At 70.9% G+C, this 24,782-nt stretch carries 28 protein-coding genes; 12 read left to right on the top strand and 16 right to left on the bottom strand.

The genetic code is table 11. From position 1 onward, the window contains the following. Nucleotides 1-46: 46 nt before the first annotated feature. Together ACZ7C5_RS02365 and ACZ7C5_RS02360 are read left to right on the top strand one after the other, a co-directional pair. Nucleotides 47-550, top strand: a complete 504-nt coding sequence (locus tag ACZ7C5_RS02365; RefSeq protein WP_401089056.1) for an SseB family protein — start codon at nucleotides 47-49, stop codon at nucleotides 548-550. A 257-nt stretch (nucleotides 551-807) separates the two neighbouring features. Further along, nucleotides 808-1,767: a pirin family protein gene (locus tag ACZ7C5_RS02360; protein WP_470321733.1), complete on the top strand. Its 960-nt coding sequence runs from the start codon at nucleotides 808-810 to the stop codon at nucleotides 1,765-1,767. A gap of 108 nt (nucleotides 1,768-1,875) precedes the next feature. On the opposite strand, the gene ACZ7C5_RS02355 is transcribed toward ACZ7C5_RS02360, so the two are convergent. Continuing rightward, nucleotides 1,876-2,697 carry a protein phosphatase 2C domain-containing protein gene (locus ACZ7C5_RS02355; protein ID WP_470321732.1) on the bottom strand — a complete coding sequence of 274 codons (822 nt, stop codon included), beginning with the start codon at nucleotides 2,695-2,697 and terminating at the stop codon, nucleotides 1,876-1,878. Between the two features lie 202 nt (nucleotides 2,698-2,899). Between ACZ7C5_RS02355 and ACZ7C5_RS02350 the strand changes: the two genes are divergently transcribed. Further along, complete coding sequence (locus ACZ7C5_RS02350; RefSeq protein WP_401089290.1) at nucleotides 2,900-3,043, top strand: hypothetical protein; 144 nt, start codon at nucleotides 2,900-2,902, stop codon at nucleotides 3,041-3,043. Nucleotides 3,044-3,083: 40 nt separating this feature from the next. Here ACZ7C5_RS02350 and ACZ7C5_RS02345 read toward each other — a convergent pair whose 3' ends face one another. Continuing rightward, the gene (locus ACZ7C5_RS02345; protein WP_470321731.1) at nucleotides 3,084-3,692 is read right to left on the bottom strand and encodes a TIGR03086 family metal-binding protein; all 609 of its coding nucleotides are present in this window, start codon (nucleotides 3,690-3,692) and stop codon (nucleotides 3,084-3,086) included. Then, nucleotides 3,689-4,555, bottom strand: a complete 867-nt coding sequence (locus tag ACZ7C5_RS02340; protein WP_401089061.1) for an alpha/beta hydrolase — start codon at nucleotides 4,553-4,555, stop codon at nucleotides 3,689-3,691. Before ACZ7C5_RS02340 ends, ACZ7C5_RS02345 begins: the two co-directional genes overlap by 4 nt. A 154-nt stretch (nucleotides 4,556-4,709) precedes the next feature. Between ACZ7C5_RS02340 and ACZ7C5_RS02335 the strand changes: the two genes are divergently transcribed. Continuing rightward, nucleotides 4,710-5,351, top strand: a complete 642-nt coding sequence (locus ACZ7C5_RS02335) for a TetR/AcrR family transcriptional regulator (protein ID WP_470321730.1) — start codon at nucleotides 4,710-4,712, stop codon at nucleotides 5,349-5,351. Here ACZ7C5_RS02335 and ACZ7C5_RS02330 read toward each other — a convergent pair. The 3 genes from ACZ7C5_RS02330 to ACZ7C5_RS02320 all read right to left on the bottom strand — a co-directional run bounded on the left by ACZ7C5_RS02330 (nucleotide 5,348) and on the right by ACZ7C5_RS02320 (nucleotide 8,143). Then, the gene (locus tag ACZ7C5_RS02330) at nucleotides 5,348-6,652 is read right to left on the bottom strand and encodes an amidase (RefSeq protein ID WP_401089065.1); all 1,305 of its coding nucleotides are present in this window, start codon (nucleotides 6,650-6,652) and stop codon (nucleotides 5,348-5,350) included. The genes ACZ7C5_RS02335 and ACZ7C5_RS02330 overlap by 4 nt on opposite strands. Nucleotides 6,653-6,673: 21 nt before the next feature. Next, on the bottom strand, nucleotides 6,674-6,892 hold the full coding sequence (locus ACZ7C5_RS02325; protein WP_470321729.1) for a hypothetical protein: 219 nt from the start codon (nucleotides 6,890-6,892) through the stop codon (nucleotides 6,674-6,676). 288 nt (nucleotides 6,893-7,180) lie between these two features. After that, nucleotides 7,181-8,143 (bottom strand): hypothetical protein, encoded by a 963-nt coding sequence (locus ACZ7C5_RS02320; RefSeq protein ID WP_470321728.1) that lies wholly within the window; start codon nucleotides 8,141-8,143, stop codon nucleotides 7,181-7,183. A 428-nt stretch (nucleotides 8,144-8,571) separates the two neighbouring features. Between ACZ7C5_RS02320 and ACZ7C5_RS02315 the strand changes: the two genes are divergently transcribed. Further along, on the top strand, nucleotides 8,572-9,534 hold the full coding sequence (locus ACZ7C5_RS02315) for a hypothetical protein (RefSeq protein ID WP_470321727.1): 963 nt from the start codon (nucleotides 8,572-8,574) through the stop codon (nucleotides 9,532-9,534). A 41-nt stretch (nucleotides 9,535-9,575) separates the two neighbouring features. Here the strand turns inward: ACZ7C5_RS02315 and ACZ7C5_RS02310 are convergent, their stop codons facing one another. Next, entirely contained in the window at nucleotides 9,576-10,334 is a 759-nt protein-coding gene (locus ACZ7C5_RS02310) for a hypothetical protein (protein WP_470321726.1), read from the bottom strand. Nucleotides 10,335-10,596: 262 nt separating this feature from the next. Here ACZ7C5_RS02310 and ACZ7C5_RS02305 point away from each other — a divergent pair, with 262 nt between their 5' ends. Next, nucleotides 10,597-11,058 (top strand): DUF2199 domain-containing protein, encoded by a 462-nt coding sequence (locus ACZ7C5_RS02305; protein WP_470321876.1) that lies wholly within the window; start codon nucleotides 10,597-10,599, stop codon nucleotides 11,056-11,058. Between the two features lie 25 nt (nucleotides 11,059-11,083). Further along, nucleotides 11,084-11,440, top strand: a complete 357-nt coding sequence (locus tag ACZ7C5_RS02300; RefSeq protein ID WP_401089075.1) for a hypothetical protein — start codon at nucleotides 11,084-11,086, stop codon at nucleotides 11,438-11,440. A gap of 36 nt (nucleotides 11,441-11,476) precedes the next feature. Here ACZ7C5_RS02300 and ACZ7C5_RS02295 read toward each other — a convergent pair whose 3' ends face one another. From ACZ7C5_RS02295 to ACZ7C5_RS02280, 4 genes are all read right to left on the bottom strand, one after another. Further along, complete coding sequence (locus ACZ7C5_RS02295) at nucleotides 11,477-11,908, bottom strand: NUDIX hydrolase (protein ID WP_470321725.1); 432 nt, start codon at nucleotides 11,906-11,908, stop codon at nucleotides 11,477-11,479. A 73-nt stretch (nucleotides 11,909-11,981) separates the two neighbouring features. Then, entirely contained in the window at nucleotides 11,982-13,142 is a 1,161-nt protein-coding gene (locus ACZ7C5_RS02290) for a hypothetical protein (protein ID WP_470321724.1), read from the bottom strand. Further along, a complete protein-coding gene (locus tag ACZ7C5_RS02285; RefSeq protein ID WP_470321723.1) occupies nucleotides 13,124-13,318 on the bottom strand; it encodes a hypothetical protein in 195 nt (64 codons plus the stop codon). Before ACZ7C5_RS02285 ends, ACZ7C5_RS02290 begins: the two co-directional genes overlap by 19 nt. Before the next feature lie 9 nt (nucleotides 13,319-13,327). After that, nucleotides 13,328-14,074 carry a hypothetical protein gene (locus tag ACZ7C5_RS02280; RefSeq protein ID WP_470321722.1) on the bottom strand — a complete coding sequence of 249 codons (747 nt, stop codon included), beginning with the start codon at nucleotides 14,072-14,074 and terminating at the stop codon, nucleotides 13,328-13,330. A 28-nt stretch (nucleotides 14,075-14,102) separates the two neighbouring features. Here ACZ7C5_RS02280 and ACZ7C5_RS02275 point away from each other — a divergent pair, with 28 nt between their 5' ends. Further along, nucleotides 14,103-14,978, top strand: coding sequence for a glycosyltransferase family 2 protein (locus ACZ7C5_RS02275; protein WP_470321721.1), 876 nt, complete (start codon nucleotides 14,103-14,105; stop codon nucleotides 14,976-14,978). A gap of 24 nt (nucleotides 14,979-15,002) precedes the next feature. Here the strand turns inward: ACZ7C5_RS02275 and ACZ7C5_RS02270 are convergent, their stop codons facing one another. From ACZ7C5_RS02270 to ACZ7C5_RS02260, 3 genes are read right to left on the bottom strand one after another with little or no spacing between them, the layout of a single operon-like run. After that, nucleotides 15,003-16,142, bottom strand: a complete 1,140-nt coding sequence (locus ACZ7C5_RS02270) for a DegT/DnrJ/EryC1/StrS family aminotransferase (RefSeq protein WP_470321720.1) — start codon at nucleotides 16,140-16,142, stop codon at nucleotides 15,003-15,005. Continuing rightward, entirely contained in the window at nucleotides 16,139-17,194 is a 1,056-nt protein-coding gene (locus ACZ7C5_RS02265) for an NAD-dependent epimerase/dehydratase family protein (protein WP_470321719.1), read from the bottom strand. Before ACZ7C5_RS02265 ends, ACZ7C5_RS02270 begins: the two co-directional genes overlap by 4 nt. Nucleotides 17,195-17,211: 17 nt before the next feature. Beyond that, entirely contained in the window at nucleotides 17,212-18,264 is a 1,053-nt protein-coding gene (locus tag ACZ7C5_RS02260) for an NAD-dependent epimerase/dehydratase family protein (RefSeq protein ID WP_470321718.1), read from the bottom strand. 125 nt (nucleotides 18,265-18,389) lie between these two features. Between ACZ7C5_RS02260 and ACZ7C5_RS02255 the strand changes: the two genes are divergently transcribed. Beyond that, a complete protein-coding gene (locus ACZ7C5_RS02255; protein WP_470321717.1) occupies nucleotides 18,390-19,310 on the top strand; it encodes a hypothetical protein in 921 nt (306 codons plus the stop codon). A gap of 287 nt (nucleotides 19,311-19,597) precedes the next feature. Continuing rightward, nucleotides 19,598-19,975 carry a hypothetical protein gene (locus tag ACZ7C5_RS02250; RefSeq protein ID WP_470321716.1) on the top strand — a complete coding sequence of 126 codons (378 nt, stop codon included), beginning with the start codon at nucleotides 19,598-19,600 and terminating at the stop codon, nucleotides 19,973-19,975. Between the two features lie 748 nt (nucleotides 19,976-20,723). Here the strand turns inward: ACZ7C5_RS02250 and ACZ7C5_RS02245 are convergent. Further along, nucleotides 20,724-20,942 (bottom strand): helix-turn-helix transcriptional regulator, encoded by a 219-nt coding sequence (locus ACZ7C5_RS02245; RefSeq protein ID WP_401089098.1) that lies wholly within the window; start codon nucleotides 20,940-20,942, stop codon nucleotides 20,724-20,726. A 651-nt stretch (nucleotides 20,943-21,593) separates the two neighbouring features. Between ACZ7C5_RS02245 and ACZ7C5_RS02240 the strand changes: the two genes are divergently transcribed. Next, nucleotides 21,594-22,889, top strand: coding sequence for a tyrosine-type recombinase/integrase (locus tag ACZ7C5_RS02240; RefSeq protein WP_470321715.1), 1,296 nt, complete (start codon nucleotides 21,594-21,596; stop codon nucleotides 22,887-22,889). A 71-nt stretch (nucleotides 22,890-22,960) separates the two neighbouring features. On the opposite strand, the gene ACZ7C5_RS02235 is transcribed toward ACZ7C5_RS02240, so the two are convergent. Beyond that, nucleotides 22,961-23,608, bottom strand: coding sequence for an ATP-binding protein (locus tag ACZ7C5_RS02235; protein ID WP_470321714.1), 648 nt, complete (start codon nucleotides 23,606-23,608; stop codon nucleotides 22,961-22,963). Nucleotides 23,609-23,838: 230 nt separating this feature from the next. On the opposite strand from ACZ7C5_RS02235, the gene ACZ7C5_RS02230 reads away from it, so the two are divergent. Next, complete coding sequence (locus tag ACZ7C5_RS02230; RefSeq protein ID WP_401089104.1) at nucleotides 23,839-24,654, top strand: hypothetical protein; 816 nt, start codon at nucleotides 23,839-23,841, stop codon at nucleotides 24,652-24,654. Nucleotides 24,655-24,782: the final 128 nt, after the last annotated feature.

Below are 24,782 nucleotides of genomic sequence, written 5' to 3'. Positions count from 1 at the left end.
GGATCGATGCCAGCAGAGAAGGGTGCCCTCCCGCTAGCCTGTCCGTGTGTACGGATATGACCAGAACACATACCCGGGAGATCCCTACCAGCAGCAGGCGGGGCCGCAGCCGGGCATGAACGGCATGCCCGGACCCGACGCCTACGGCGGGCAGTCGCAGACCCCCCAGCAGTCCCTGTACCCCGAACCCTCGCCTCCCTCACTCGCGGACGCGGTCCGGGCGTTCACCACCGGCTCGATGGCGGTCGAGGACTTCCAGGCGATCTTCATCACCTCGAAGGTGCACTGCCCCCGCGGGGAGCGCCCCGGCTTCCTGGCGCTGCACAACACCCCGACGCCGGTGATCCCGATGTTCAGCTCGCTAAAGGAGCTGCGCCGCTACGCGGGCAAGGACTCCAAGCACTTCACCGTGACCGGCGCCGAGGTCCTGGACCTGCTGCCGACCGGCTACGGCTTCGCGCTGGACATGGAAGGCGAGCACCGGATGGTGTTCGACGCCAAGGCCGTCGAGCAGATGGTGGACTTCACCATGCGCCGGATGTACGGCTGACCGGACGGCCCGCCGGAGCCGCGGACGGCCGGCCCAGCCGACCGGAGCCGCGGACGGCCGGCCCAGCCGACCGGAGCCGCAGCCGACCGAGCCGCGGACGGCCGGCCCGCGATGCGGCCGGCCCACCCCTGACCCATCCTGGAGGAGGAGCCCCGCGCTCCTTCGTCACTGCATAGTTCAATTTTCAACTTGCTTGTTGTTGATGATTGAACTAACCTCGTGCACGTAGGCCAGACCACCCCCCGAAGGAGGCCGACATGCCCGCCGTGACCGTCGACAACCCACTGACCCTTCCGCGCGTCACCACGCCGGACCCCGCCGTCACGAGCGCCCGGCCGGTCCTCACCGTGGCCACCGCGCCCGAGGGCTTCGAAGGCGAGGGCTTCCCCGTCCGCCGCGCCTTCGCCAAGATCAACCAGAAGTACCTCGACCCGTTCATCATGATGGACCAGATGGGCGAGGTGGATTACGCGGCCGGCGAGCCCAAGGGCACCCCCTGGCACCCGCACCGCGGCTTCGAGACCGTCACCTACATCATTGACGGAACGTTCATCCACCAGGACTCGCACGGCGGCGGCGGCACCATCACCGACGGCGACACCCAGTGGATGACGGCCGGCTCCGGCCTGCTGCACATCGAGACCCCGCCGGAGTCGCTGGTGAAGTCCGGCGGCCTCTTCCACGGCCTCCAGCTGTGGGTGAACCTGCCCGCCTCGGACAAGATGATCGCCCCGAAGTACCAGGACATCCGCGGCGGCAGCGTCAGGCTGCTCAGCACCGCGGACGGCGGCGCGCTGCTCCGGGTGATCGCGGGCGAGCTCGACGGCCACCAGGGCCCCGGCACCACCCACACCCCGATCACCATGATCCACGCGTCGGTCAGCCCCGGCGCCCAGATCACCCTGCCCTGGCGCTCCGACTTCAACGCCCTCGCCTACGGCCTCGCCGGCAACGGCTCGGCCGGCGCCGAGCACCGCCCCTTCCACCGGGGCCAGGCCGTCGTCTTCGGCGACGGCGACTCGATCACCATCCGCGCCGACGAGAAGCAGGACTCCCGCGACAACAACTTCGAGGTCGTGCTGCTCGGCGGCCTCCCGATCCGCGAACCCGTCGCCCACTACGGCCCGTTCGTGATGAACAGCCACCGCGAGCTCCAGCAGGCCATGGAGGACTTCCAGGCCGGCCGCCTCGGCACCATCCCCGCCGCCGGTCACTGACGGCTCAGGAGGCAGGGCCGGCTCGGCGGCAGGAACGACGGAGCCGGAACAACCGGGCGGCCGCAGGCAGTGCCTGCGGCCGCTCCGCCGTCCTCGTCGCCGAGCCGGCTACAGCAGCGCGTACAGGGCCGAGGCGTCGTCGTGCGTCCTGCCCCGCGGCCAGCGCTCGCAGGTCGGGTCGGCCCGCTCCGCCGCCCGGACCCTGGCGATCAGTTCGCCCGGCCCCGACTCGGCGAGCAGCCTCAGCGCGTCGCCCCAACTGCCCAGCCCGAAGCGCTCGGTGTAGCGCGAGGCGCCGGCGGTGAGGGCGGCCAGCGCGTGCAGCCGGTCCAGCCGGACGAAGCCGGTCTCGGCGTGCTCGGCCGCCCGCGGGCCGGCGGCGGCGATCCACGGGCCGGTACCCCGGTTCCTGGCCGCGCGCACCGCCAGCGCGTACTCCAGGCGCAGGGCGGCCCGTTCGGCCGAGCCGGGCACGGTCTCCCTGACCTGGCGGCGCAGTTCCTCCCCGCCGGGGAAGCGCTGGTTGTCCCCGATCACCTTCGGCGGGCCGTCCCGGTGCTCCAGCACCAGCAGCGAGTCGCCGAGCACCAGGTACTCCAGCGACTCGCCGTGCCGCCGGGCCGCGACGACCATCGCGGCGGGGGTGTTGGGGTGGGCCAGGTCGCAGCGGCCGCCGTGCAGCGCGGCCGTCTCCACGATGGCGTCGGCCAGGCACTCGGCGATCGAGCGGTCCGTCCGGTCGGTGAGCCTGGCCAGCAGGTGCACGCCCAGCCGGCGCACGTACCAGGCCGTCCCGTGCCGGCACCCCGACTCCAGGCCGGCCGGCGAACTCGCGCCGTCCAGCAGGACCAGCGCCTCCGGCGAGGCCGCCGCGAAGTCCTCGCTCTCACGGTCGGGACGGCGGGCTTCCCCTGCGAGCTGTAGCTGCATACCGGCAGTGTGGCCGCCGCTCCGGGCCCGCGCCCGGACCCGTGCGCCGGTGTGGCGGGCCCGGGGCCGGGCGCCCGGTGGCAGCCGGTGTGATTCGGCCATACCGTCGGACAGTGACCGGACGATTCGGCCAATCGGAGCGGGTCGGGTTTGGGATCACCTTCGGGTGTCCGCGGCGCCCGCGACTGACGAGGAGCGGAAGATGTTCTGGCAGTTCATCGTGGTGCTGGCCGCCTCGACCGGCTTCCCCACCGCCGCGCTGCTCTTCCTGATCGGCGGGCCGCGCTTCCCCGACGAGCAGCGCGGCCGCGGCCCCCGGACCGGCGGAAGCACCCGCGGCTCCTAGGGCCCGGGGTCCCGGGAGCACAGGGGATCGCGGCGCCGCGCTACGGCTTCCAGGCCGGGTCACGGCCGAGCAGGGCCAGCGCGCGGCCGAACCGGCCCGCGCCGCCGCCGGGTTCGAGCCGCGGCCCGAAGGCACGTCCCGGCACCCGGTGCTCCGGGCCGGCCGGAACGGCCTCGGCCACCCTCAGCAGCACGGCGGCCAGTTCCTCGTCGCCGTCCACCGCCGCGGCCGGCCCGTCCCCGGTGCCGAGCGCGGCGGCGACGTCCCAGCCGTGCACCAGGGTGTCCAGCAGGTGGAAGCCCACCGCCTGGGCGCACGGGAAGGGCGCCCCGTCGTGGAGTTCGGGCAGCCAGATCGGCCGTCCGGCGGCGGCCGCCTCCCGGAAGGCCTCGGTGAGGTCCTCGCCGGTGCGGCGGAAGACGCCCGCCGGGTCGGCGCCGAGCGGCGCGTCCGCGAACAGCGCCGGGTCGGGCCCGGCGCCCCGGGCCGCCGCGGCGAAGCCCCGGTGCTGCCCGACGCAGTGCTCCAGCAGGGTCCGCAGCGTCCACCCGGCGCAGGGGGTGGGCAGGTCCAGCTCGTCCGGCCGTACGCCGTCCACCACCTGGGCGGCCGACTCCACGGCCCGCGCGTGCAGTTCGACGATCCTCATGCGGCGGCGGCCGCCGTTCCCGCGGAGACGAACCCGATCACCTGGTCGACGACGGCCGGCTCCGCGATGATCCTTCGGTGGCCGAGCCCCTGGGTGAGCACCAGGTCGAGCCGCTCCCCGTACGCCGTGCGGAGCCGGTGCGCCTCGCTGGGCGGGACGACGCGGTCCCCCTCGTCGTGCACCACCAGGACCGGCCCGCCGACCGCCTCGACCTGACGGACGGCGTCGAAGCGCTCCCAGCCCCCGGCGTCCCCGCCGAACAGCTCCCGTTCGATCCGCTCCCGCAGCGCCCGCTCGACCTCGGCGTTCAGCCCGAGCCCGGCGCAGAAGGCGGCCGGGAAGAAGCCGACCCCGGACACCCCGGAGACGGCCGCCAGCCGGCCCGCGCTCAGCCCGTCGGCGAGCGCTCCGAAGGCCGCGCAGACGCCGAGCGAGTGCGCCACCACGGCCTCGAACGGCCCGTACCGCTCCTGGAGTCGCAGCGCGAGCTCGCGGAACTCCAGCACGCTGGTGGTGCGGCCGCCGGAGTCGCCGTGGCCCGGCGCGTCGAAGGCGACGGCGCTCAGCCCGAGCGCCCGCAGCCGGGACACGTACGGGGCGAACCGGGAGGCCCGGGAGCGCCAGCCGTGCAGCAGCAGGACCGGCCGCTCCCCGTCGCCCCAGCGGTAGCCGGCCACCGCCTTGCCGTTCACGGTGAGCCGCTCGACGGCGGCGCGCCCGTGCACCTCGCGCTCCGACTCGCGCACCCGGCTGCGCCGCAGCGGGTGCGCGAACAGTTCGAAGGCCGCCCGACCGGCCAGGCCCGGGGCGACGCGGGCGGTGGGGTTGAGGGCCGTACGGATCAGTGCCCGGGTGGGGTCCATCGGGTCTCCCTGCTCTCTGCGCTCCTTGTCCTGCCTTGCTCGCGGCGAGATATTAGCACGACCGTTCGTGCAATTTCCTGGCGTTTCCGAGGCCGCCACCGGTGCACCCACTACCCTGGGCGACACGCCACGACGAGCAGAACGGGGACGGACGATGGCCGGACCGACCACCGACGGACGAGTCCTGCGCGGCGAGGAGACCCGCCGGGCGGTGCTGCACCGCGCCGTCGGGATCGCCTCCGTCGAGGGCCTGGACGCGCTCTCCATCGGCCGCCTCGCCACCGACCTCGGGCTCAGCAAGAGCGGCGTCTTCGCCGGCTTCGGCTCCAAGGAGGAGCTGCAACTCGCCACCGTCCGCGCCGCCCGCCGGATCTTCGTCGACGCCGTCGTCACCCCGGTCGCCGACGCCCCGCCCGGCCTCGCCCGGGTCCGCGCCCTCTGCGAGAGCTGGCTCGCCTACTCCCGCGCCCGGGTCTTCCCCGGCGGCTGCTTCTTCTACGAGGTCACCGCCGAGTTCGACGCCCGCCCCGGCGCCGTCCGGGACGCCCTGGCCGGCTGCGCCCGGGAGTGGTCCGACACCATCGCCGCGGCCCTCGGCGACGCCAGGGCCGCCGGCGGCCTGCGCCCCGACACCGACCTCGGCGACCTCGCCTTCGCCCTGGTCGCCGTCCTGGAGACGGCCAACTCCCAGGCCGTGCTGCACGACGAGGACGTCCCGTACCAGCGGGCCGGCCGCCTCCTGCTGCGCCTGCTGCGCGCCGAGGCCGCCGACCCGGCCGACCCGGCCCTCGCCTAACGCTCCGTCAGCACCCGTTCCAGCAGGGCGGACCGGGCCAGCAGCTGCTCGTCCCCGCCCTCCGCGCCGACCACCTGGAGCCCGAGCGGCAGCCCCTCCCCGGTCCACCCGGCCGGCAGGCTCAGGGCCGGGCGGCCGAGGAAGCTCCACGGCAGCGACATCACCGCGTCCCCGGTGCCGTGCAGGCCCTCCGGCGCGCCGCCGGTCGCCGAGGGCGCCAGCCACAGGTCCACCCCGGCCGCCGTCTGCGCCGCGGCCACCCGCTCGCGCAGCCGCTCCCGGAAGCGCAGGGCGGCCGCCCTGTCCTCGGCCGCGACGCCCTGCCCGACCCGGATGCCGGCTGCCGTCTCCGGCCGGTAGAGCCCGCCGAAGCGGGCGAACCAGTCGGCGTGGCCGCGGGCCAGCTCGAACCGGTTGACCGTCTGCAACTGCCGCCTGACCTCGGCGAAGTCGGGGAACAGCTCGACCCGGCGCACCGTCAGCCCGGCCCTCACCAGCCGGGCCAGCTGCTCCTCGAAGGCGCGCAGCGCGGCCGGCTCCGCCCACTCCAGGTATGTCCCGTCCGGCACCCCGAGCACCGGCTCCGAGTCGTCCGCCGGCCGCCAGTCGTCGCAGAGCAGCGGGGCCACCAGCGCCGCGCCCGCCAGGTCGGCGGTGAACACGCCCAGGGTGTCGAAGCTCGGCGCGTTCGGGATCACCCCGTCGATCGGGATCCGCCCGTACGTCGGCCGGAAGCCCACCACCCCGCAGTACGCGGCCGGGCGGACCACCGAGCCGACGGTCTGGGTGCCGATCGCCAGCGGCACCAGCCCCGCCGCGACCGCCGCCGCCGAACCGCTGCTGGAGCCGCCCGGGGTGTGGCCCGGATGGTGCGGATTGCGGGTCGGGCCCGGGGCGCTCGCGGCGAACTCGGCGGTCACCGTCTTGCCCGCGACCAGTGCCCCCGCCGCCCGCAGCCGGTCCACCACCGGGGCCTGCGGACCGGCCAGCACCCCGGGCGGCAGCGCCGAACCGCCGTGGGTGGGCAGCCCGTCCACGTGCACGATGTCCTTGACCCCCACCGCCACCCCGTACAGCGGCGGCCGCCCGTCCGGCTCCGGGTACCGCGCGGCCAGCTCCCTCGCCTGCGCCCGCAACCGCCCGTGCCGTCCGGGCTCCGGCACGAACGCGTGGATCAGCGGGTCCACCCGCTCGACCAGCGCGCACAACCGGTCGACGTACTCGGGCAGTTCAGGCACGCCGGCACGCAGCCCGGCGGCCTCGGGGGTCAACGGCCGCGGCCGGACGAGGGGTTCCTCCATGCCGGGCAACGGTAGTGCCGCCTACGGGTGTTCGGCCGCCAGGTACGGGGCCTCGCGCAGGAAGTACGCCCCGCAGGTGTGGCAGCACAGCTCCGGGGTCTTCCCCCAGTCCACCGCCGAGCGCACCCGCGCCGCCGGATCGAGCTCCCGCCCGCACATCGCGACACTGTCCTCACCCCGGACCACGTGCCACAGCCGCACCCCCTCGGCCTCGCCGCCGGCGCCGTACTCGGCTCGCATCTGGTGCATCATGCCCCCATCGTCCGGTCCGCTCCCACGCCCGGCAACCGCAGTGCGGTCCGACGGAGGAGCACCGCCAGCGACTGGTCCGGCCCTCAGGACGCGGCGCGCAGGAGGGCGTTGTCCTGCCACTTGAGGATCTTTTGATCCCCACAAGCCAGTGACCTGCGGGTTCAACCAGAAAAGTGCCGCTGACCAGGCGAAACTACCTTCAGTAGTTCGCACTGGTCAGCGGCACTTTTGGGCTTCATGTGCCCCCGATGTGCCCTGCAGGGCACCGTTCACCGTCTACCTGGTGACACCGGCAACGACTCGCTCAACACGTTCCCGCACCACGCGGGCTCGCTGGAGGTCAGCCATCCACTGATCTCCGTCTGCCTCCCACGGCGCGAAGAACGGTTCGAGCGCCTCGCTGCCATGTGTGGCAGCGAGGCGCAGCCTACGCGGAGACCTCAGCGAGCGGGCGCTGGTTTGCATGGGGAGCCCAAAGCGGGGATCAGTGAGCGCGGCGGCAAGTTCTTCCATGCGCGGCGGAAGGTCCGGGTAGCAAGCCAGGTCGAACTTCCACAACAGCTCGCTGGACAGCCCTCGCCAACCATCAGCAGCCCAGGGAATGGCGGTGGTGTGGAAGAGGGCAATTCGACGAAGCAACCCGCTGGCCAGCCAGGCGCCACGGCGGGCAAGCCCGGTGTACCAACCTTCGTCATCCCTCTCCTGCAAGCGTTCCACTTCGGTCCAGGCATCAGGGTGGGTACGCCAGCAAGCCCGGTAGCCGGAATCCTCAAGGTCGTCCACAACCTGCTTCTCGGCCCGGCGCCAGACGGCATGCGGCGCACCAGCGAGGCGGACAAGCGTGCGCTGACCCGGGCGGTGCAGTTCCAGGCCATCGTCCCGCCACCTCAAGATTCGCAGGCCCTCGACGCCCTGAACCTCTTCCCCTTCTCGGTCTGCACTCGGCAGCAGGTCACGCAGCATGTCGAGCACCAGACGCTCGGAGGTGTCGACCACGAGCACAAGGCTCTCGGGATAGGGCCGCGTCTGGGCGATGCGTAGTGGATGCAGGCCGAAGCGGTACGGCTTCAGGATGTGCGCGAAGATGGCCGCTTCGAAGAGTTCTTGGTCTCCCCCTGCCGCCGGAAGCGGGCAGGAGCCGGGAGATAGCTCACGGATGGCCTGAAACGCGATGCGGTAGCGCTCGTTCGTGTAGACCATGCGCTGCCTGGCGAGGTCGCCGAGGACACTGTGGGGCACTGGAACTCCGTCGCCGCACCGCCGACCAGAGCGCGGAGTCGTGTGCGTCCGCAGAGACCGTGTGGTGGGTGCTGATCTCCCTCCCAAGAGGGGCGGATGGGGCCAAGCCCCTTGCCTGCCCTGCTGGCCCTGTAGGTCGGCGAGCCGTGAGCCGGAGTCGGCTTCCGCAAGCCGACTTGGTCGAGCCTAGAGGATGACTCGGCCGATACATCTTCGGCACGCCGAGGCAGCCGACGCGATGAACGGACGACGCGGAGAATTCATGGTTGAATCCCACCAGGCCGGACAGCGGCCATCCCAGGCGCTCGGCCCGGCCGTCGACGTCGCGGGAGAAGGAGCAGGGCTCACCTGGTTCATCTCCACCTTCAACGTGCTTCACAGAGCAGCAACTCCTCGTTGATACCGGGCCGGCGGTCAAGGAGTTCGACATGCCTCGCGACAACGTTTCCCGTCTGACCAGGGTCGTACGCGCTTACACCGGCGAGTCCCATCAGAGGCTGCGGGAGCGGATCGAAGGAACCCCACGAGGTCAGAGCCTGATCCCCGCAGCCCGCAGCGCTCTTCAGAGGCGGCTGGAGAGGCGGGCATTCTTCACCTTGGCCTGGCCGGACGAACTGACGATCTACCCCTTCGGCGTCAAGTCGGTGATCCCAGCCCCGGACTCGATCACCTTGAACTTCGAAGGCGACCACGTCGCCGATCACGCAGTGCAACTGCTGCCATGGACCCGCGACACCGAGATCGGCGGAGTACCAGGACTCCGTGTATGCCGAACCTCGGCAAGCGGAATCGACCTCGTCGTCGCCGGGACCTCCGCCACGATCAACGTAACGGGGATCAGCAGGCATGCATGGGAGCAAGCCGAGTCCGCCAGAATTAGCTGGCTCGCAGACGCCGGTGAGGAGATGTGTCACATCACGTCACCGCACCTCCAGACAGCCCAGGAGCGCTTGTTCGAGCGGTACCTCGCTACGGATGACCATTCAGCCTGGCTCAGCAGCGGTCTCCTCCGCAGGATCGGCCTGTTCAGCCGGATCGAGGTACCGCTCCACTTCTCTGCCTGGAGGAATCCCGGACAACACGGCGAACAGTGGTGCTTCGACATGGACTACCACCCCCTGAACGGCAGTTGCCAGCACGAGGCGTTCCTGAGCCGACTCACCGACCCCATGTTTGGTCTCCCACTCACGGTCGTCCGTCGCCACTGCACGGGCGACTACTCATGGGGCGCCCAGTGCTCTATCGATGCCAAGGGCATGGGGCAGCCCGGAGAAGTCAACCTGCGATTCAACCGGCGTACTGCCGAACGAACCATGGCCTGGCAAGACATGTCACCGGCCGTCATGGCTGCAAAGCAACTCGTCTGGCACACACCATCTTTGCTCAGGTAGGTGCCCCTCGGCGGCATGGCTCAACACCCACGGGTCGCCCGTCACATGCCGCTACACGACGCTGCGACGCAGGCACGCATCTTGCGCTGCAGGCGGCTGCGGAGGACGCCGACCGGGGAGTGCAGGGGCACGGGCAGGCCGGGCAACAGGGCTTGGGCCAACTCCTGGGCAGTGCTGCCGCGCTCCAGCCACTGGGCGACGAGCGGCGCCAGCTCAGTGGCCTCGGCCTCGCCCAGCCACAGGCGCGGCTCCGAGCGGATCGCCCGGAACAGCGTCGCCGCCGCCTCGCGGACCTGCTCGTCCGGGATGGTCAGAGTCTCCTGGTCGATGGTGTGGCCCTCCTCCCGCCCTTCGGGCCGGTCGGCGGCCTCACTGCTGGTGGCCGATCGCTGATCGGCCTGCTCGGCGAGGTGGGAGGGTTCTTGATACCGGTCCTTTACAAGAGGGACGCCAGCACGGCCGGTGCTCGCCTCACCGGAGACCGGACGGGTGACACCCGGTGCCGCCAGCTGAGGGGTGTCGTAGACGTGGGTCTCGGTGTGGATCGTCCCGTCCGGCAGGCGGATCTTCTCGACCCGGTAGTACCCGGCCTCGGTCAACTCCTTCAGAGCCTTGCGGATCGCCCCGCGCCCCTGCGGGCTGGAGTCGGCCATGTGCCGGCCGTCCTCGCGCCAACCATCCGGGCGGGAGAGGAGGTCGGCGAGCAGGCCACGGGCGGTGTAGGACAGCTGCCGGTACTGCAGCATGGCGTTGGGCAGCACGGTGAAGTTGCGCACGTGGGCGCTACGACGGACACGCATCGGGAGGTCGCACTCCTGCTGCCGGACCCCGGGGTGTTACCAGCACCGCCGGGGTCGCCTATTTTCGGTTGGACCACGGAACGTACCACAACAACCAGGCGCACAAGGCGCGTTCACGCCAGCGACCTTGATCACTGTCCGGCCTCTGCGGAGGAACGCACTGCCCTGAGAGGTGTCGGCTCTGATCATTAGGCTTCCACCCATGACCAGTGATCTCGGATTCACCTGCTCGTGCTGCGGCGGGCACCACCCAGAGCTGCCGATGAACTACTCGACAACGGCCCCCTACGTCTGGGCCCCGGGCTTCGCCGACGCTCCCGACTGCCTGCTCTCGTCGGATCAGTGCGTCATCAAGGCACAGCACTACTTCGTCAAGGGCCTGATCGAGATACCGGTCATCGGCAGCAGTGATGTGTTCTCCTGGGGCGTCTGGGTCTCCCTGAGCCGCGAGAACTTCTCCCGCGCCGCAGACCTCTGGGACACCCCAGGGCGCGAATCCGAGAAGCCGTACTTCGGCTGGCTGACCACCGAGCTTCCCATCTATTCGCCCAGCACGATCAACCTGAAGACCAACCTCCACACCAGGCCCATCGGTCAGCGACCCCTCATCGAGCTCGAACCCACCGACCACCCCCTCGCCGTCGAGCAGAGGACCGGCATCACCCAGGAACGCGTACGCGAAATCGCCGAGGCCGTTCTCCACTCCGCCAACGACGGCTCCTAACCACGACCAGCCAGGGGGAAGGGACATGAAACAGCTCTCGGAGATGGACGAGCGCGAGTACTTCGCCTGTATCGGCCAACGCCCCCTGATCATCGGCTGCAGCTCCTTCCACCAGCTGACCGCCTTCCTGACCGGCTACGACGAACACGCCAGCCGCCACGGCGGCCCCGTCCTCCTCACCGGCTGGCACGAGTGGCTCGTCGCCCGCCGAGGCCGTGACTGTAACCATGCCTGGCCCGGCCAGGTCCTGCACATCGCCCTCCCCGACGGCTGGGACAACATCTCGGACCTACCGTCCAAGGACGAGAAGCACGCGATCAAGGTCCTGTTCCAGCTCCTCGACGACTTCATCGCTGAACGCGAGGCCGCAAGGGGCGCTTGATGTTGGGTGGCCGGGCCGACCCGGCCACCCTTGCGGTCAACGGACGGCGAGGAGTTCTCCGCGCTCGACGGCCTCGCGCAGGACGGCCGCGAAGTCCTGGGGCAGGAGGTTGACCGCGTCGAGGGCGGCGGTGGTCAGGGGGATCTCTTCGAGGAGGTATTCGCCTCGGTCTTCCTGGCTGAACTCGGGGCCGGTGCGGTCCTCGAAGCTCCACTTCTGGATGGTGGCGAGGTAGAAGTCCTGGCGTTCGTCGGCGGTCTCGATGGTGTGGAGGAGGCTGACGATCTCCGCCTCGCCCGCGATCTCCTCGCGGACCTCGCGCAGCAGGGCCTCCTCAGGGCTGACGTCGGTCGGTTCGATCTTGCCGCCGACGATCACCCAGTACGGGTCGATGCCAGGTCGGATGCGCTTGATCAGCAGCATGGTGTCGTTCGGGGTGAGGAGGACGGCGCGGACGCGGTGCTGCATAGTGGCCTGCTTCCTGTTCGATGGTGCGGGGCGAGTCAGTGGGGGAGCCAGCTGCTCGACAGCCCGGCAGGAGCTAACTCGCGGGCGCCAGGTGCCGGTTCAACCATCGTTCCTCCTCCGTCCTGTCCCGTAGGGGAGCGACCAGCCAGGGCACGAGGCGAGGGGCCGGCACTGCGGCGTTCTGTTCGACCGGGTGGAGGAGCCCCCGTTCGCAGGTCTCCGCCGTCCAGACCGAGAAGCCGGCATGCGGGTGGGCCGGATTGATGCCGATCTCCCCCTTGGGGGTCGTGCCGTTGAACGGCGTCGGGATGCGCTCGGAGTTCCAGTAGCTCCACGCTTCCAGGGCCTTGACCTGTTCGAAGCAGTGGTAGAGCTGCGGGTAGCGGTCGGCGATCCGGATCTCCCGGAAGATCAGCTGGCCGAGGAGGTACGGGGCGGTGTCCGCCAGTGTGTCCAGGTCCGCCCGGTGGAAGGTGAGGGCGGAGGCGTCCTGATCCGGGGCAAGGGCTGTGGCGGCGAACAGGTGGGACAGCCGGCGTCGCACATGGCCGGGCAGGCCGGATGCCAGGCCGGGCTCGATGCGCTCGACGAGTTCGAGGAGCCGCGCGCAGTCCGGCGCGAACCGCCCGAGGTCGAAGAGAACTCCCATCCCCCGCACCGCAGAGAACGCGAGCTCCTTGTACAGGCGGTTGTTGAGCTCGCCCCGGTGGGCGTACTCCTTGGTCGCCCGGCTGGTGGAGTGGAGCATCAAGTACTCGGCGACGGTCTCGAAGTAGAGGTACCCAAGGTAGGGGAAGACCGGGACCGTGACGGCAAGGGTGTCGATGAACGACCCGTCCGGCGTCGTGCCACCGCTGGCGTTGCGCAGGAGCATGTCGAGGAACGGGGCAGCGACGCGCACCCGGTCCACGACGGACCGGAGCACATCGTCATCCTCGGCTTCGGTGAGGAAATGCCGGTACGTCTGGTACGTCCTCAGGTGGATACCTCCGAGGCGCAGGTAGTCGATGCCCTTGGCGGGCGCTGGAGCGCCGGGGGTGACCTCGATGATGAGCGGTGTGCTGTTCTGCCTGCTTTCCAGCAGGTAGGAGCCGAGGTTGTGGGGCCGGAAGGCGCCACCGGTCGGAGTGAGAGGCGCCCCGTAGACGGCGCCGACCAGGCAGCCGGTGGAGGCGTAGAGGTGCCCGCTGCTGCGGACGGTGCCCAGGTCGCGGGTCAGGTGGAGCAGGTGCATCGGGCGCCGCTGGCCAGGCTTCGGAGCATGGCGTTGTCCCGCAGGAGCCAGCCGTTCGGGGTCTGCGTCTCCAGGCGGTGAGCCCAGTCGGCTTCGCTCTCCGCGAGCCCGGCGGGTGACGGGCGCGAGACCGGCGCGTTGTAGCTGGTGTGGGCGTATTCCCAATCGGCGTGCAACGGGTCCTCCTACTCGGGCAGCACGGTGTGGAGTGCGTGTTCCAGGGCTTCGCCGTGAGTGGCGCCGTCGAGGCGTGCCTGCTCGCTGTGAACGACCAGGTCGAACGCGACCGGCGGGAGCCACGCCGGCAGGGCTACGCGGAGGCGGCTCGGGTCAGGCCACCAGCGGCGGAGGGGCAGTCGGTAGCGGTCGAGTGCGTCGGCGGCCTTGAGGAGGTCCACCAGGTGCGGGCTCTGCCGGTAGGCGTCGGCCTGGCTGTCGGTGAAGTTGTCGTGCGGGACGTCGTGGAGCGCGACGGCAGTGATCGTCTCGGTGGTGACCGGTTGGCCGAAGGTGCGGGCCACGGTGTCGAGGTTGCCGGCGAGCCAGCGTGCGGCGCGTTCGCCGTGGCCGGGGTCGTCGCGGTCGTGGTGCCGTCGGCAGTCGTGGCAGGCCGCTGCGGCGGCGAGGGCCAGGGCTTGATCACGACCGGGCTCGTGATGTTGGGCGAGGAACTGGACGAGAAGGCTGACGCGGGCGTTGTGCATGGCGCCGTGAATGGAGTCGATCACGGCCGGGCTGGCGAACCAGGAAACGTCGGGTACCAGCAGGGTCGGGCGATATGGCATCGTGGCCGGGGCACTGGGACCGGCGGGTCGGTTGCCGGCGATCCAGCTCAGGGTGTGCTGGTCCATGTGCTGGTGGTCCGGGAGCCTGCGGGTCTCGGCGAGTACGCGCAACGGCGCGTCGGCCGCTTCCGGTGTCGGCGAGATCATGAAGGACTCCTCGATGGGATCGGGTGCAATGGGCGTCACGCTGGGCGTGGTGGTGCTGACGATGGGCAACCGGCCGAAGGAGCTTCGTGCGCTCCTGGACTCGGTCGAAGCCCAGGAGGGCGGCGGCAGCACCCGGGCCGTGGTGCTCGGGCAGGGCGTGAAACTGCCCGAGCTGCCGGAGTGGCTGGACGCGGTCGAGCTGCCCGAGAACCTGGGCATCCCCGGAGGGCGGAATGCCGGCGTCGAGCGGCTGCGTGAACTCGGCGGTGTCGACGTCCTGGTGGTCCTGGACGACGACGGGCTGCTTCCCCGAACCGACACTTTCCGGCTGGCCCGGGAAGCCTTCGAAGAGAATCCGCGCCTCGGTGTGGTGTCCTTCCGGATCGCGGACGAGACCGGGTACACCCAGCGCCGCCACGTCCCCCGATTCGGCGCGAGCGATCCGCTGCAGTCCGGCCCGGTCACGACGTTCCTGGGCGGCGGGCACGCGATCCGCATGAGCGTGATCGACCAAGTCGGCCTGTTCCCCGCCGAGTTCTTCTACGCGCACGAGGAGACCGACTTCGCCTGGCGCGCGCTCGATGCCGGATGGGAGATCGACTACCGGGCCGACCTGGTGTTGCAGCATCCCCGCACCGATCCGGCCCGGCACGCCACCTACTACCGGATGACGGCACGCAATCGGGTGTGGCTGGCGAAGCGTCATCTGCCTGCCGTTCTGGTGCCCGTCTACCTCACCTCCTGGGCGCTGTACACGGTGGTGCGGCGGCCGCCGCTCTCCGGTCTCAAGGCTTGGTGGTCCGGCTTCTTCGAGGGCGTTCGGACACCGTGTCCTCCGCGTCGGCCGATGCGGTGGAGCACGGTGTGGCAGATGACCAGGCTGGGTCGGCCGCCGGTCATCTGACAGTCGGCCTCGCGGAGTTGCGGGTCAGGACCAGACAGCGAGGATCGCGTCGATGACGCGCTGCACGTCCGTACTGGTCATGGCCGGGTAGCACGGCAGGGACAGCTGCCGGGCGGCGATCTGATCGGTGACGGGCAGGTCGCAGTCGACGTACCGGTAGGCGGCGAGTCGGTGGACCGGTTTGAAGTGGACGCTGGTGCCGATCCCGTAGGCGTCGAGGAGCAGGTCGGCAACTGTGTCGCGGCTCCGGCCACCGAGCGGTTCGATCAGGACGGGGTAGAGGAACCAGCCGTGCTGGACGCCGTCCAGCACGGTCGGCAGCCGCAACCCCGGAAGGCCGGCGAGGGACCGGTCGTAGGAAGCGGCGATCTGCGCCCGTCGCGCGGTGAAGTCCGGCAGCTTCTGGAACTGCTGGATCCCGACCGCGGCCGTGATGTCCGGCATCGTGTACTTCAAGCCCGGCACGGTGACCTCGTAGTCGGCGGTGCGGCGCTTGCCGTGGCGCTGCCACACTGAGGAGTCGATGCCGTGTCGGCCGAGGAGGCGTGCGGCCTGGACGAGGTCCGTGCGGCCGACGATCATCCCGCCCTCGCCGGTGGTCATGACCTTGTTGGCGTAGAAGGACAACACCGCCAGGTCGCCGATGCTGCCCGCTTGCAGACCGTCACGCGAGGCGTGCAGAGCGTGGGCGGCGTCCTCGATGAGGACCAAGCCGTGGTCGTCGGCGAGCTTGCGGAAGGCCGGCAGGTCGCAGGGGTGGCCACCGTAGTGCATGACCACGATGGCCTTCGTCCTGGAGGTGATCGCCAGCTCAGCCGCCTCGGGGTCGATGTTGAACGTGACCGGATCCACCTCGGCGAACACCGGTGTGCCGCCGCACTGGACGACGGCGTTCGGGGCCGCGCAGAAGGTGAGGCTCGGAGTGATCACCTCGTCCCCCGCCCTGATGCCGACGGCGAGGAAGGCCAGGTGCAGGGCGGCGGTGCACGAGGACACGGCGAACGCGTCCTCGGCTCCGAGTGCGGTCTTCACGACTTCCTCGAACCGGGTTGCCTTCGGGCCGTGCGTGAGCCAGCCCGACCGCAGGGTGTGGATCACCTCGGCCTCCTCCTCGCTCCCGATGGACGGCCGGTTCCACGGAAGAAACGGTGCGGTGGTTGTCACGGCCGCCCCCACGTGGCGGTGTACTCGGCCTGATACCGCTGGCAGGCGGGGGAGCGCACGGATCGCACCCTGTCGGCGGTGAAGGCGTCCACCAGGCCCCGGTGGTTGTCGTACTGGGGCTCGTCCGGATCAGCGATCGTGCGGGTCGCGAGGAGGTCGGCGATCTCCTGCACGCCGTCCTTGAGAGCGGTGGAGCACGCCCCGGGCATGTGGCGCTGGAGCCGGGTGAAGCTGACCCGGTAGTCGCGGGCGTCGGCCTCGTCCCGCTCCGGCCCGCGCTGGATCTTCGAGCCGGGCACGACGGCAGCGACTGTCTCGGCGATGTCGGCGATGGTGTGGTTCTCCTGGTCGCTGCCGACGTTCCACGCCCCGGTCAGGTTGTCGGCCATGACGCCGGTGAGGACTTCGGCGACGTCACCGACATGGACGAGGGGTCGGCGCTGTGCGCCGCCGTTGAGCGGGATGCGACCGGTGGCGACCGCGCGGGAAGCCATGGAGTTGACGACGGAGTCCAGACGCTGGCGGGGCGATGAGCCGTGGACGGTTGCCAGCCGAAGGGTCGTGAACTCGGTGACTCCGGCGAGTACGTCGGGGAGGCGCCGTTCGGCGAGGACCTTGGTCCGGACGTAGATGCCCAGCGGGTTCGGCTCGGTGTCCTCGTCCACGGTGCCCTCGTGCCTGCCGTAGACGCTGCAGGAGGAGAAGAACACGTACTGGCCGACGCCCGCGCCGGCGGCAGCCTCGGCGGCGATCATCGGGGCGGCGTAGTTCAGCTCGACGGCCAGTTCCTCGTCCAGTTGGCAGGCCGGTTCGCCGACGATCCCGCCGAGGTGCACGACGACGTCCGCGCCGTCGCAGACGTCGGCCAGCAGGGCGGGGTCGCGCAGGTCCCCGCCGACGAACGCGGCGGTGTTGGGTAGTAGCCGACCCGGGTCGTCCCCGCGGTTGTAGATCAGGCCGTCCACGACGGTGACGTGGTGGCCGTGGGAGACGAGGTAGTGGGAGGCGACGGAGCCGATGTACCCGGCTCCGCCGAGGAGCACGACGCGCATGGAAGCGGTCCCTTCGTTCAGGCGGCCATAGAGGCGGTCGGCGCGGCAGTGAACCAGTCCGGGATGGCGCTCGGCGTGGTCCTGAGCCAGTTCACGTAGCGGTCCACGCCCTCGGTGAGGGTGACGGCGGGGCGCCAGCCGAGCAGGTCGGCGGCCCTGCGGGTGTCGGCGTAACCTCCGCGCGGGTCGCCCTCGGGCATGGGTGTCTCGACGAAAGCGGCGCGGGGGTAGTGGGCGGCGACCAGCTCAGCGATCCGCCGGACCGAGGTGGGGATGCCGGTGCCGATGTTGATGGTCTGTCCGGCGGCCTGGTCGGCGACGAGGGCGAGGATCGTGGCGTGCGCGATGTCCTCGACGTGGACCATGTCGCGCACCTGGTGGCCGCCGCCGTTGAACCGCATCGGCGTGCCCGTGTGCGCGGACAGGGCCAGCCACGGGACCATCCAGGAGTGCGAGCCGGGCTTGGGGATCTGCGGGTCGCCGTAAACCGAGAAGTACCGGACGATCGAGTACTCGGTACCGCTGCTGCCGAGCATCAGACGCGCCTGGTGTTCGCCCCACAACTTCGTGTTGGCGTACACGGAGATCGGGGTCAGCGGCTGGTCCTCGATGAAGCGCGCCACACCGTCCACCGCTGGGATGCCGTCGCCGTAGACGGAGGCGGAGGACACGAACACCAGCCGCTTCACCGACGACTCCAGCACCGCATCCAGAACGGTCTGGGTACCCTGCACATTCGCCGCGAAGGCAGTGTCGGGCCGGCGGGTGCAGGCGGCGACGTCGGCGTGCGCGGCGGCGTGGATCACGTAGTCCGCGCGGCCTGCGAGCCACTTCACGGTGGCCCGTTCGCGCACGTCTCCGAGGACGACCCGGGCACCGTGCTGGTCCACCCGGAACAGGTCCCGCACCGGGTGCGGGTAGGCGTCGAACCTGTCCAGGACGGTCGGCTTGGCTCCGCACGCGGCGAGCTGGGCGACGATGCGGCTGCCGACCAGGCCACCACCCCCGGTGACCAGCACGCCGGCCCCGGCCAACTCGCGTAGGCGCGGGTCGAAATACACGTCGGCCATGAGGCAACGACCTCCTCTGAAGTGCGGGTTTGTGCACTCAGTGAACAGCCGGCCACGTCCAGGCGGTACGGTGATGGCCCGCCCATCCCGTTCAATCTGTTCAAGATCAGTTCTGGGGGTGCGAGTTGACTGGCAGCAAGAAGCCCAACCGGCAGCTGGCGAGCATCATCGAGGAAGCCGGGTGCACGTACGAAGCCCTGGCCAGAACGGTCCGCACTGTTGCGGCGGAGGCCGGCGAGACCTTGCACACCTCCCGATCCGCCGTACTCTCCTGGGTCCGGGGCGGCACCCCAACTGGCAGAACCGCGACCTACCTTGCCGAGGCTTTGACCAGAATGGTGAAGCGGAAGGTGACGGCCGCCGAGATCGGTCTAGGCTTCCCCGCAATCGGGGAGGTCATGACCCCTGATCCTCTGGCAACCGCTGCCGATCTCGGGAGACTTGTCATGTTCCACCGTCGCGACTTCCTCGCCCTCGCCTTCGGCACCGCTGCGGTCGGGCTCCCGCTCGTCTACGACCACCAGGCCGTCGCCGCTGCCCTGCGAACCGCGAAGGGCAGTCGCAGGGCCGGGGCTGAAGAGGTCTCCACCGTCCGGCAGCTCACCGAGATGTTCCGGACCGCCGACGAGAGACTGGGCGGCGGCCACGGGCTGTCCACTGTCTCGTCCTATCTGGCGGACGCCGTCGTGCCGATGCTCCAGGCCACGTTCCCGTCCGAGGAGGTCCGCCGGAGCGCGTACGGCGCGGCGGCTGAGCTGGCGACCTTGGTCGGATGGAAGTGCCATGATCTCGGCCGCGAGGGCGCGGCCCAGAGGTTCTACCTCCTCGCCTACCAGCTCGCCTGCGAGTCCGACCCCGCAGGTCACGGAGCCTGGATGATGCGGGCCCTCACCCACCAGGCCCTCGATCTGAGCCAGACCACGCACTGCGTCGAACTGGCCGAGGCCGCGCTGTCGCGGGCCCGGGGGAAGGTCGACCGGACCTCTGGGATCAGTGCCTGGATCTCATGGACGGCGTGGCATCCGACCGGAACCGGAAGGAGCTGAAGACGGTGCGCTCGACCATGGCCGTCTACAGCAGGCGGGGAATCCCTGGCGCATCCGAACTCGCGCAGAGAGCTGGCGAACTCGTGTCCCAGTGACGCCAGCTGCGTCGGCCGCTTCCCGACGAACGTGCCACTCCTTCCGCCCTGAACCGCTCTTCGGCCTTCGGACGGGTGGGCGACGGTCCGGCGCGCTGCGCGGGCCGCGCCCTCTGGCCGGGGCGGCCACGCTCACCAGTCCCAGGTGGCGCAGAGAGCCACAGACGCTACGAGGACGCAGGCGGCGACGCGATGCCGTACTGGGCCCTCTCCTGGGGCCCATCGCGCGCCACGGCCAACTCCCGTAGTGCCAAGGTCTTCTCCCGGCTCGGCGACCGGAAGGGCGCCGCGGAGAACTACGCGGCAGCGGCGGCCCCCCAACCGGCCACGACCTACACGAGGATCCTCGCGCTCGACCTGGTGGCCCAGGCGAGGATGGAACTCGCGGACGGCGGCATCGAGCAGGCGTGCGGCACCTGGAACCGCGCGCTCGACGCCATGGCCGGCGTGCAGCCTGTCCGCACCCACCGTTCGGTGCTGGAGATACGCAAGAGCCTCGCCCAGTTCAAGAGCCGTGGTGTTTCCGCCGCCCAAGAGCTCGACGAGCGGGCAGCCACCTTCTTGGCCTGACGGCCCACCATGGCTCCGATACCCGGTTCAAATGAAGCCGCCCGCCGAAGCCTGAGTCCCTCCGCCGCCTGCATCAGCCGGATGGCATCGAGCCAATCGGGCGGCGGAAGAAGGAGAGTTCGGCCATCATCGTCACGTGCAAGCAGGGGATGGGATCCGCGTGGCGTGGAGCCGAGGGCGGGCTGCGGCGGTGCGCCGTCGGGCGCGGCTACGGCGATGGCGTCGGCAGGTAAACCGCCGCGCGGGCGAAACCGAACCGGACCGGACCATCGTCCGGACCGGACGGGACCGGACCGTCCGCAACACCGGTCCCCGTCACCGGACCGTCGATCCGGACGGTCCCCGTCTGCGGACCGGCGGTCCGGGACGGAACCGCAGGCCGGTCCGCCGGTCCGTCCCCGTCCGGTGGAACGGTCCGCTCGGTCCGCGCCTGCGGACCACCGTCCGTCGAAATGGTCCGGGACCGGTCCCCGTGTTCCGCCACAGGCTGCGGACCGTCCCCGGGTTCGGTCCCCGTGTCCGGACCGTCCGCAGCGGACGGACGACGGCCGTCCGCAGAGTCCGGAACCGACACCGGTCCCGTCGAGGGTGTGGAAGGCATGCTCTCCAAGGAGTCTCCTAACTGCGCTCCCGGACCGTGGAGTCCGGGACCGCCGAGTCGAGCGGTGATGTGGGGAAGGGCCGTACGGCCCGCCGACGCGCTGGGCGGCGGGGACCGGGGGGTGGAAGCTGACCGTGCAGGTGGTGCTCAGGCGGCGGCGCGGCCTGAGCTCAGATCGTCCAGCCATGCCTCCACCTCGGTCCAGCGGTAGCGCAGGTGCCGGCCGACCTTGATCGCCTTCGGGCCTTGGCCCCGGTGCTTCCACCCGTAGACGGTGTCGAGGGGCACCTGTAGGTGGTCGGCGAGCTCCTGGGCGGTGGCCAGCGGGCGGCGGTCGGCAGTGGTGGCGCGGAAGGGCTTGGGCACGTATCTCCTATGGGCAGGGAACAAGGGCAGGCCGAAATAGACGGTCCCTTTTCGGGCCGCCTGCTCGGGTGAGCGATGGAAGTTCAGCAGGAGATCGGAGAATTTCCCAAAAAGACTCCAACCCCCTCGCGGGGGCCTCCTGCGAACGCGATCCGGGCGAGTATGACCGGCCTGCGGCTCGGGACCTAAAACGGACCGAGCATCACCCACCCTGGCTGGGTGCACGAAGTTGCCGCCCGCAGGTGACGGCGCCCATTAAGACCGTAGGAGCCGGGATATCCCCTGGGCAAGGACTTCGGGAAGATCACGGAAAAGATCTTGCTGAGCGCGCCAGGCCAGCGCGCTTGGGCCACCGACAGCACTCCCCCAGTGAGGACGCGTGGCCCAGGCCACTGCCACATGCCCCTCTCGCGAAGGCTCGCGCATTTCCCGGGACGATCTGACACTATTTGGCACTATCGGCCGCTGACGGGACGATCAAGCACCGTCCATTTGACAAACGCCCGCCGGTCGATGAATATCCAACACCCGCCCGAAGAAAGCATTGATCGCGACTTATCGGATCTGCGGTTCGCCCGCGAGGAAAATCCCCCTTTACCCACCGCCGCCCACCCGGCGCGTATCTCCATGTCTCCAACCCGAAGGAGCCGAATGGCCACCGTCTACGACACCTGGCACAAGACCTACCCCCGCCCGACCGACAAGCCCTACCGTGAGCACAAGGGCAAGTACCCGAGCGCCGACCACGGCAAGGGCAAGCGCTGGCAGGTTCGCTACCGCGACCCCGACGACGTCCAGCGCAAGGAGGACTTCGAGCTCAAGACCAAGGCCGATGACCGCGCCGCCGAGCTCAAGGTCACGCTCAAGGAGGGCACCTACGTCGACCCGAACGCGGGGAAGACGACCGTGGGCGAGTACGCCGAGACGTGGCTGGAGGCCGCCACTCCCGGCCCGACCACCCTGGAGCGCTACGACGGCGTGGTGCGCAACCACATCGTGGCCCGCCTGGGGAAGTTGGAGCTCCGGGCACTCAAGCCGACCACGATCAAGCGCTGGATAAGGCGACTTCAGGACGAAGGGTTCGCGCCGTCCAGCATCGGTTGGTACGGCTCCGTCCTGATCATGATGCTGGATGCGGCAGTTGACGACGGCGCGATCGCCACCAACCCCTGCCGGGCGAAGTCGGTGAGCTTCCCGAAGGTGGAGAAGGAGCCGGTCGTCCCGTGGTCCGTGGAGCGCGTCCACGCGGTCATCAACGGCCTGCCGGAGCGCTTCCAGGCCGGCGGATCCGTCGCGTTCGGCTGCGGGCTCCGACAGGGCGAGGTCTTCGCCCTCTCCGTCGACGACATCGACTTCCGCCGCCGCATGGTGACGGTACGTCGGCAGGTGCGCTTCGTGGCCAAGACGATGGTGTTCGCGCTGCCGAACGGCGGCAAGGTCCGACAGGTCCCGCTGCCCGATGGACTGGCGAGGGCCCTGAAGGCCCACATGAAGAAGTTCCCGCCGACCCGGGTCACGCTCCCCTGGCGCCTCGCCGATGGCGACGACCACACGGCGAACCTGCTCTTCACCGACGACAGTTCCAAGCCGTACCACCGCAGCGTCTTCAACGCGGGCGCATGGAAGCTCGCGCTCGTCGCGGCCGGGGTGATCCCGCCGCGCGAGAAGGGGGCGAAGTACTTCCAGGCGGCCCCGGACGACGGCATGCACGCCCTACGGCATGCCTACGCATCGGTGCTGCTGGATGCCGGCGAGACGATCAAAGCGCTGGCGGCCTACCTCGGCCGCAGCGACCCGGGCTTCACGCTCCGGACCTACACCCACCTGATGCCGACGAGCGAGTCCCGGACCCGCTCGGCAATCGACAGGGTGCTTCCTGGTGCGAAGGCGGGGCACAGCGCGCCGAAATCCGAAGGCATGTGCCCCACGTATGCCCTGGCGGCCTGATTCCGGTCTCGCGTTCGCCGCGACCTGGACCTAGGAAGAGGCTATTCGTGCAGGTCAGAGAGCTATAAGCGCTACGACGCGGCGCGCAGGAGGGCGTTGTCCTGCCACTTGAGGATCTTGTCGAAGCTGACGATCGCGCCCCGCAGCGGGTGGTTGCGGAGCTGGACGTGGTCGGTGAGGGCGTGGATGAGGAAGAGGCCGCGGCCGGATTCGGCGGTGAGGTCGGGGAGGGTGTCCAGGTCGACCGGGCGCAGGGTGGGGGCGGTCGGCCCGCAGGGCAGGACGTGGGTGTCGTACGGGTGGCCGTCGCGGCGGGGGCGGTGGGCGGTGAGCACCCGGGACGGGACGGTGGCGCGGCCGCGGCGGGTGCGGTGCGGGCCCCGGCCGGTGACGGCCGGGCGGGCCGCCGGTGCGGACGCGGCCGGGCGGCGGGCGGGCGCGGCCGGCCCGGCGAGGGCCGGCAGGCCGGGGCCGGAGTCGGTGACCTCGATCCGCAGCCGGTCGCCGCAGATCGAGGCGGTGACCTGGAACAGGTCGTCGGGCCGTCCGGTGGCGCCGTGCTCGACGGCGTTGGCGCAGGCCTCGCTGAGGGCGACCCCGAGGTCGTCCGCGATCTGCGGGTCGACGCCCGCGGTCGCCATCGCACCGAGCAGGATGCGCCGGGCCAGCGGGACGCTGGCCGGGTCGCGCTTGAGGTGCAGAGTCCACCAGATGTCCACGGGAGGTCCCTCCTGGCTGCGGCTCCACATACAACTAGGTATCTCCGGGCGATTCGGCGGTGAACCGTTCCCGGGGGCCGCTACCGCCCGTTCGGCGGATGGACTGGGGGCCGGGGTCTGTGCCGGGCGGCGCGTCGGTCACCCCGCACGCCGCTGCCGAAAGGGGCATTCGTAGGGATTTCCCACCCTGCCCGTGTCGGCGGCGTACGCAATGAGAGGATGGCCCGGCCATGACTGCCCTCGCCGCCGCCCCGCTCCCGGGCGCCCCAGGACCGGCCCGGCCGGTGGGGTCCGCCGCCTGGGACCTGCGGCTTGCCCGGGCCGTCCCGTTCGCGCTGGTGTGCACCCTGATCGCGGCCGCCGGGCACGCCCTGGCGGGCGGCGGGAACGTGCCGCCGACCGCGCTGGCGGCGGGCTTCGCCGCGATGCTGGCGTTCGCGGCGGCAGGCGGAGGCCGGGAGCGTTCGCTGGCGGGCATCGCCGGGGCGCTGGGCGCCGGGCAGCTCGGACTGCACTGCCTCTTCCACGGTTTCAACGGCTCGATGCCCGGCATGCACCACGGCGGCTCGGCGGCGCTGACCGTGCCGCAGGTGGCCGGCCGGCTGATCTGCAACGAGGCCCGTCCCGGCACGCTGGCCGGCCTGTCCGGCGGCCCGTCGCCGGAGCAGCTGGTCTCCTCCGCCGGCCTGGACCCGCACGCGTACACCGCCGCGCCCTGGTGGCAGGCCGGCGTGTTCGGCATGACGCCGTCGATGCTGGCCGGGCACCTGGCCGCCGCGCTGGTCGCGGGCTGGTGGCTGCGGCGCGGCGAGGCGGCACTGTGGCGGCTGCTGCGGGTGGCCGCCACGGCCGCCAGGGAGCACTGGGCGGCGCCGCTGCGGACGGCGTTCGCGCTGGCCGCCGCGCTGCTGCGCGGGCTGTTCGGCGTGGCGGGCCCGGCCCGCCGGTTCGGGGCCGGGGACGGGACGGGCCCGCTCCCCGCGGGTGCCGTGCTGCGGCACAGCGTGGTGCGGCGCGGTCCGCCGTGCGGGGCCCTCGCGTACTGACCGGCGTTCCCGGCGGCCCGTTGGCCGTACCGGACGCCCGGTGTGCGCACCGTCCGGCCGTTCCCCGACCACCGGGGCGGCCCGAGGCTCTGCCCCCCACGTCCCCAGGCGCGGCCCCCGCGGCACGG

The sequence above is a fragment of the Kitasatospora sp. NPDC036993 genome (genome assembly GCF_055607525.1).
Note: the sequence above shows the minus strand (reverse complement) of the source record. Positions and strands in the feature narration are given on the sequence as shown.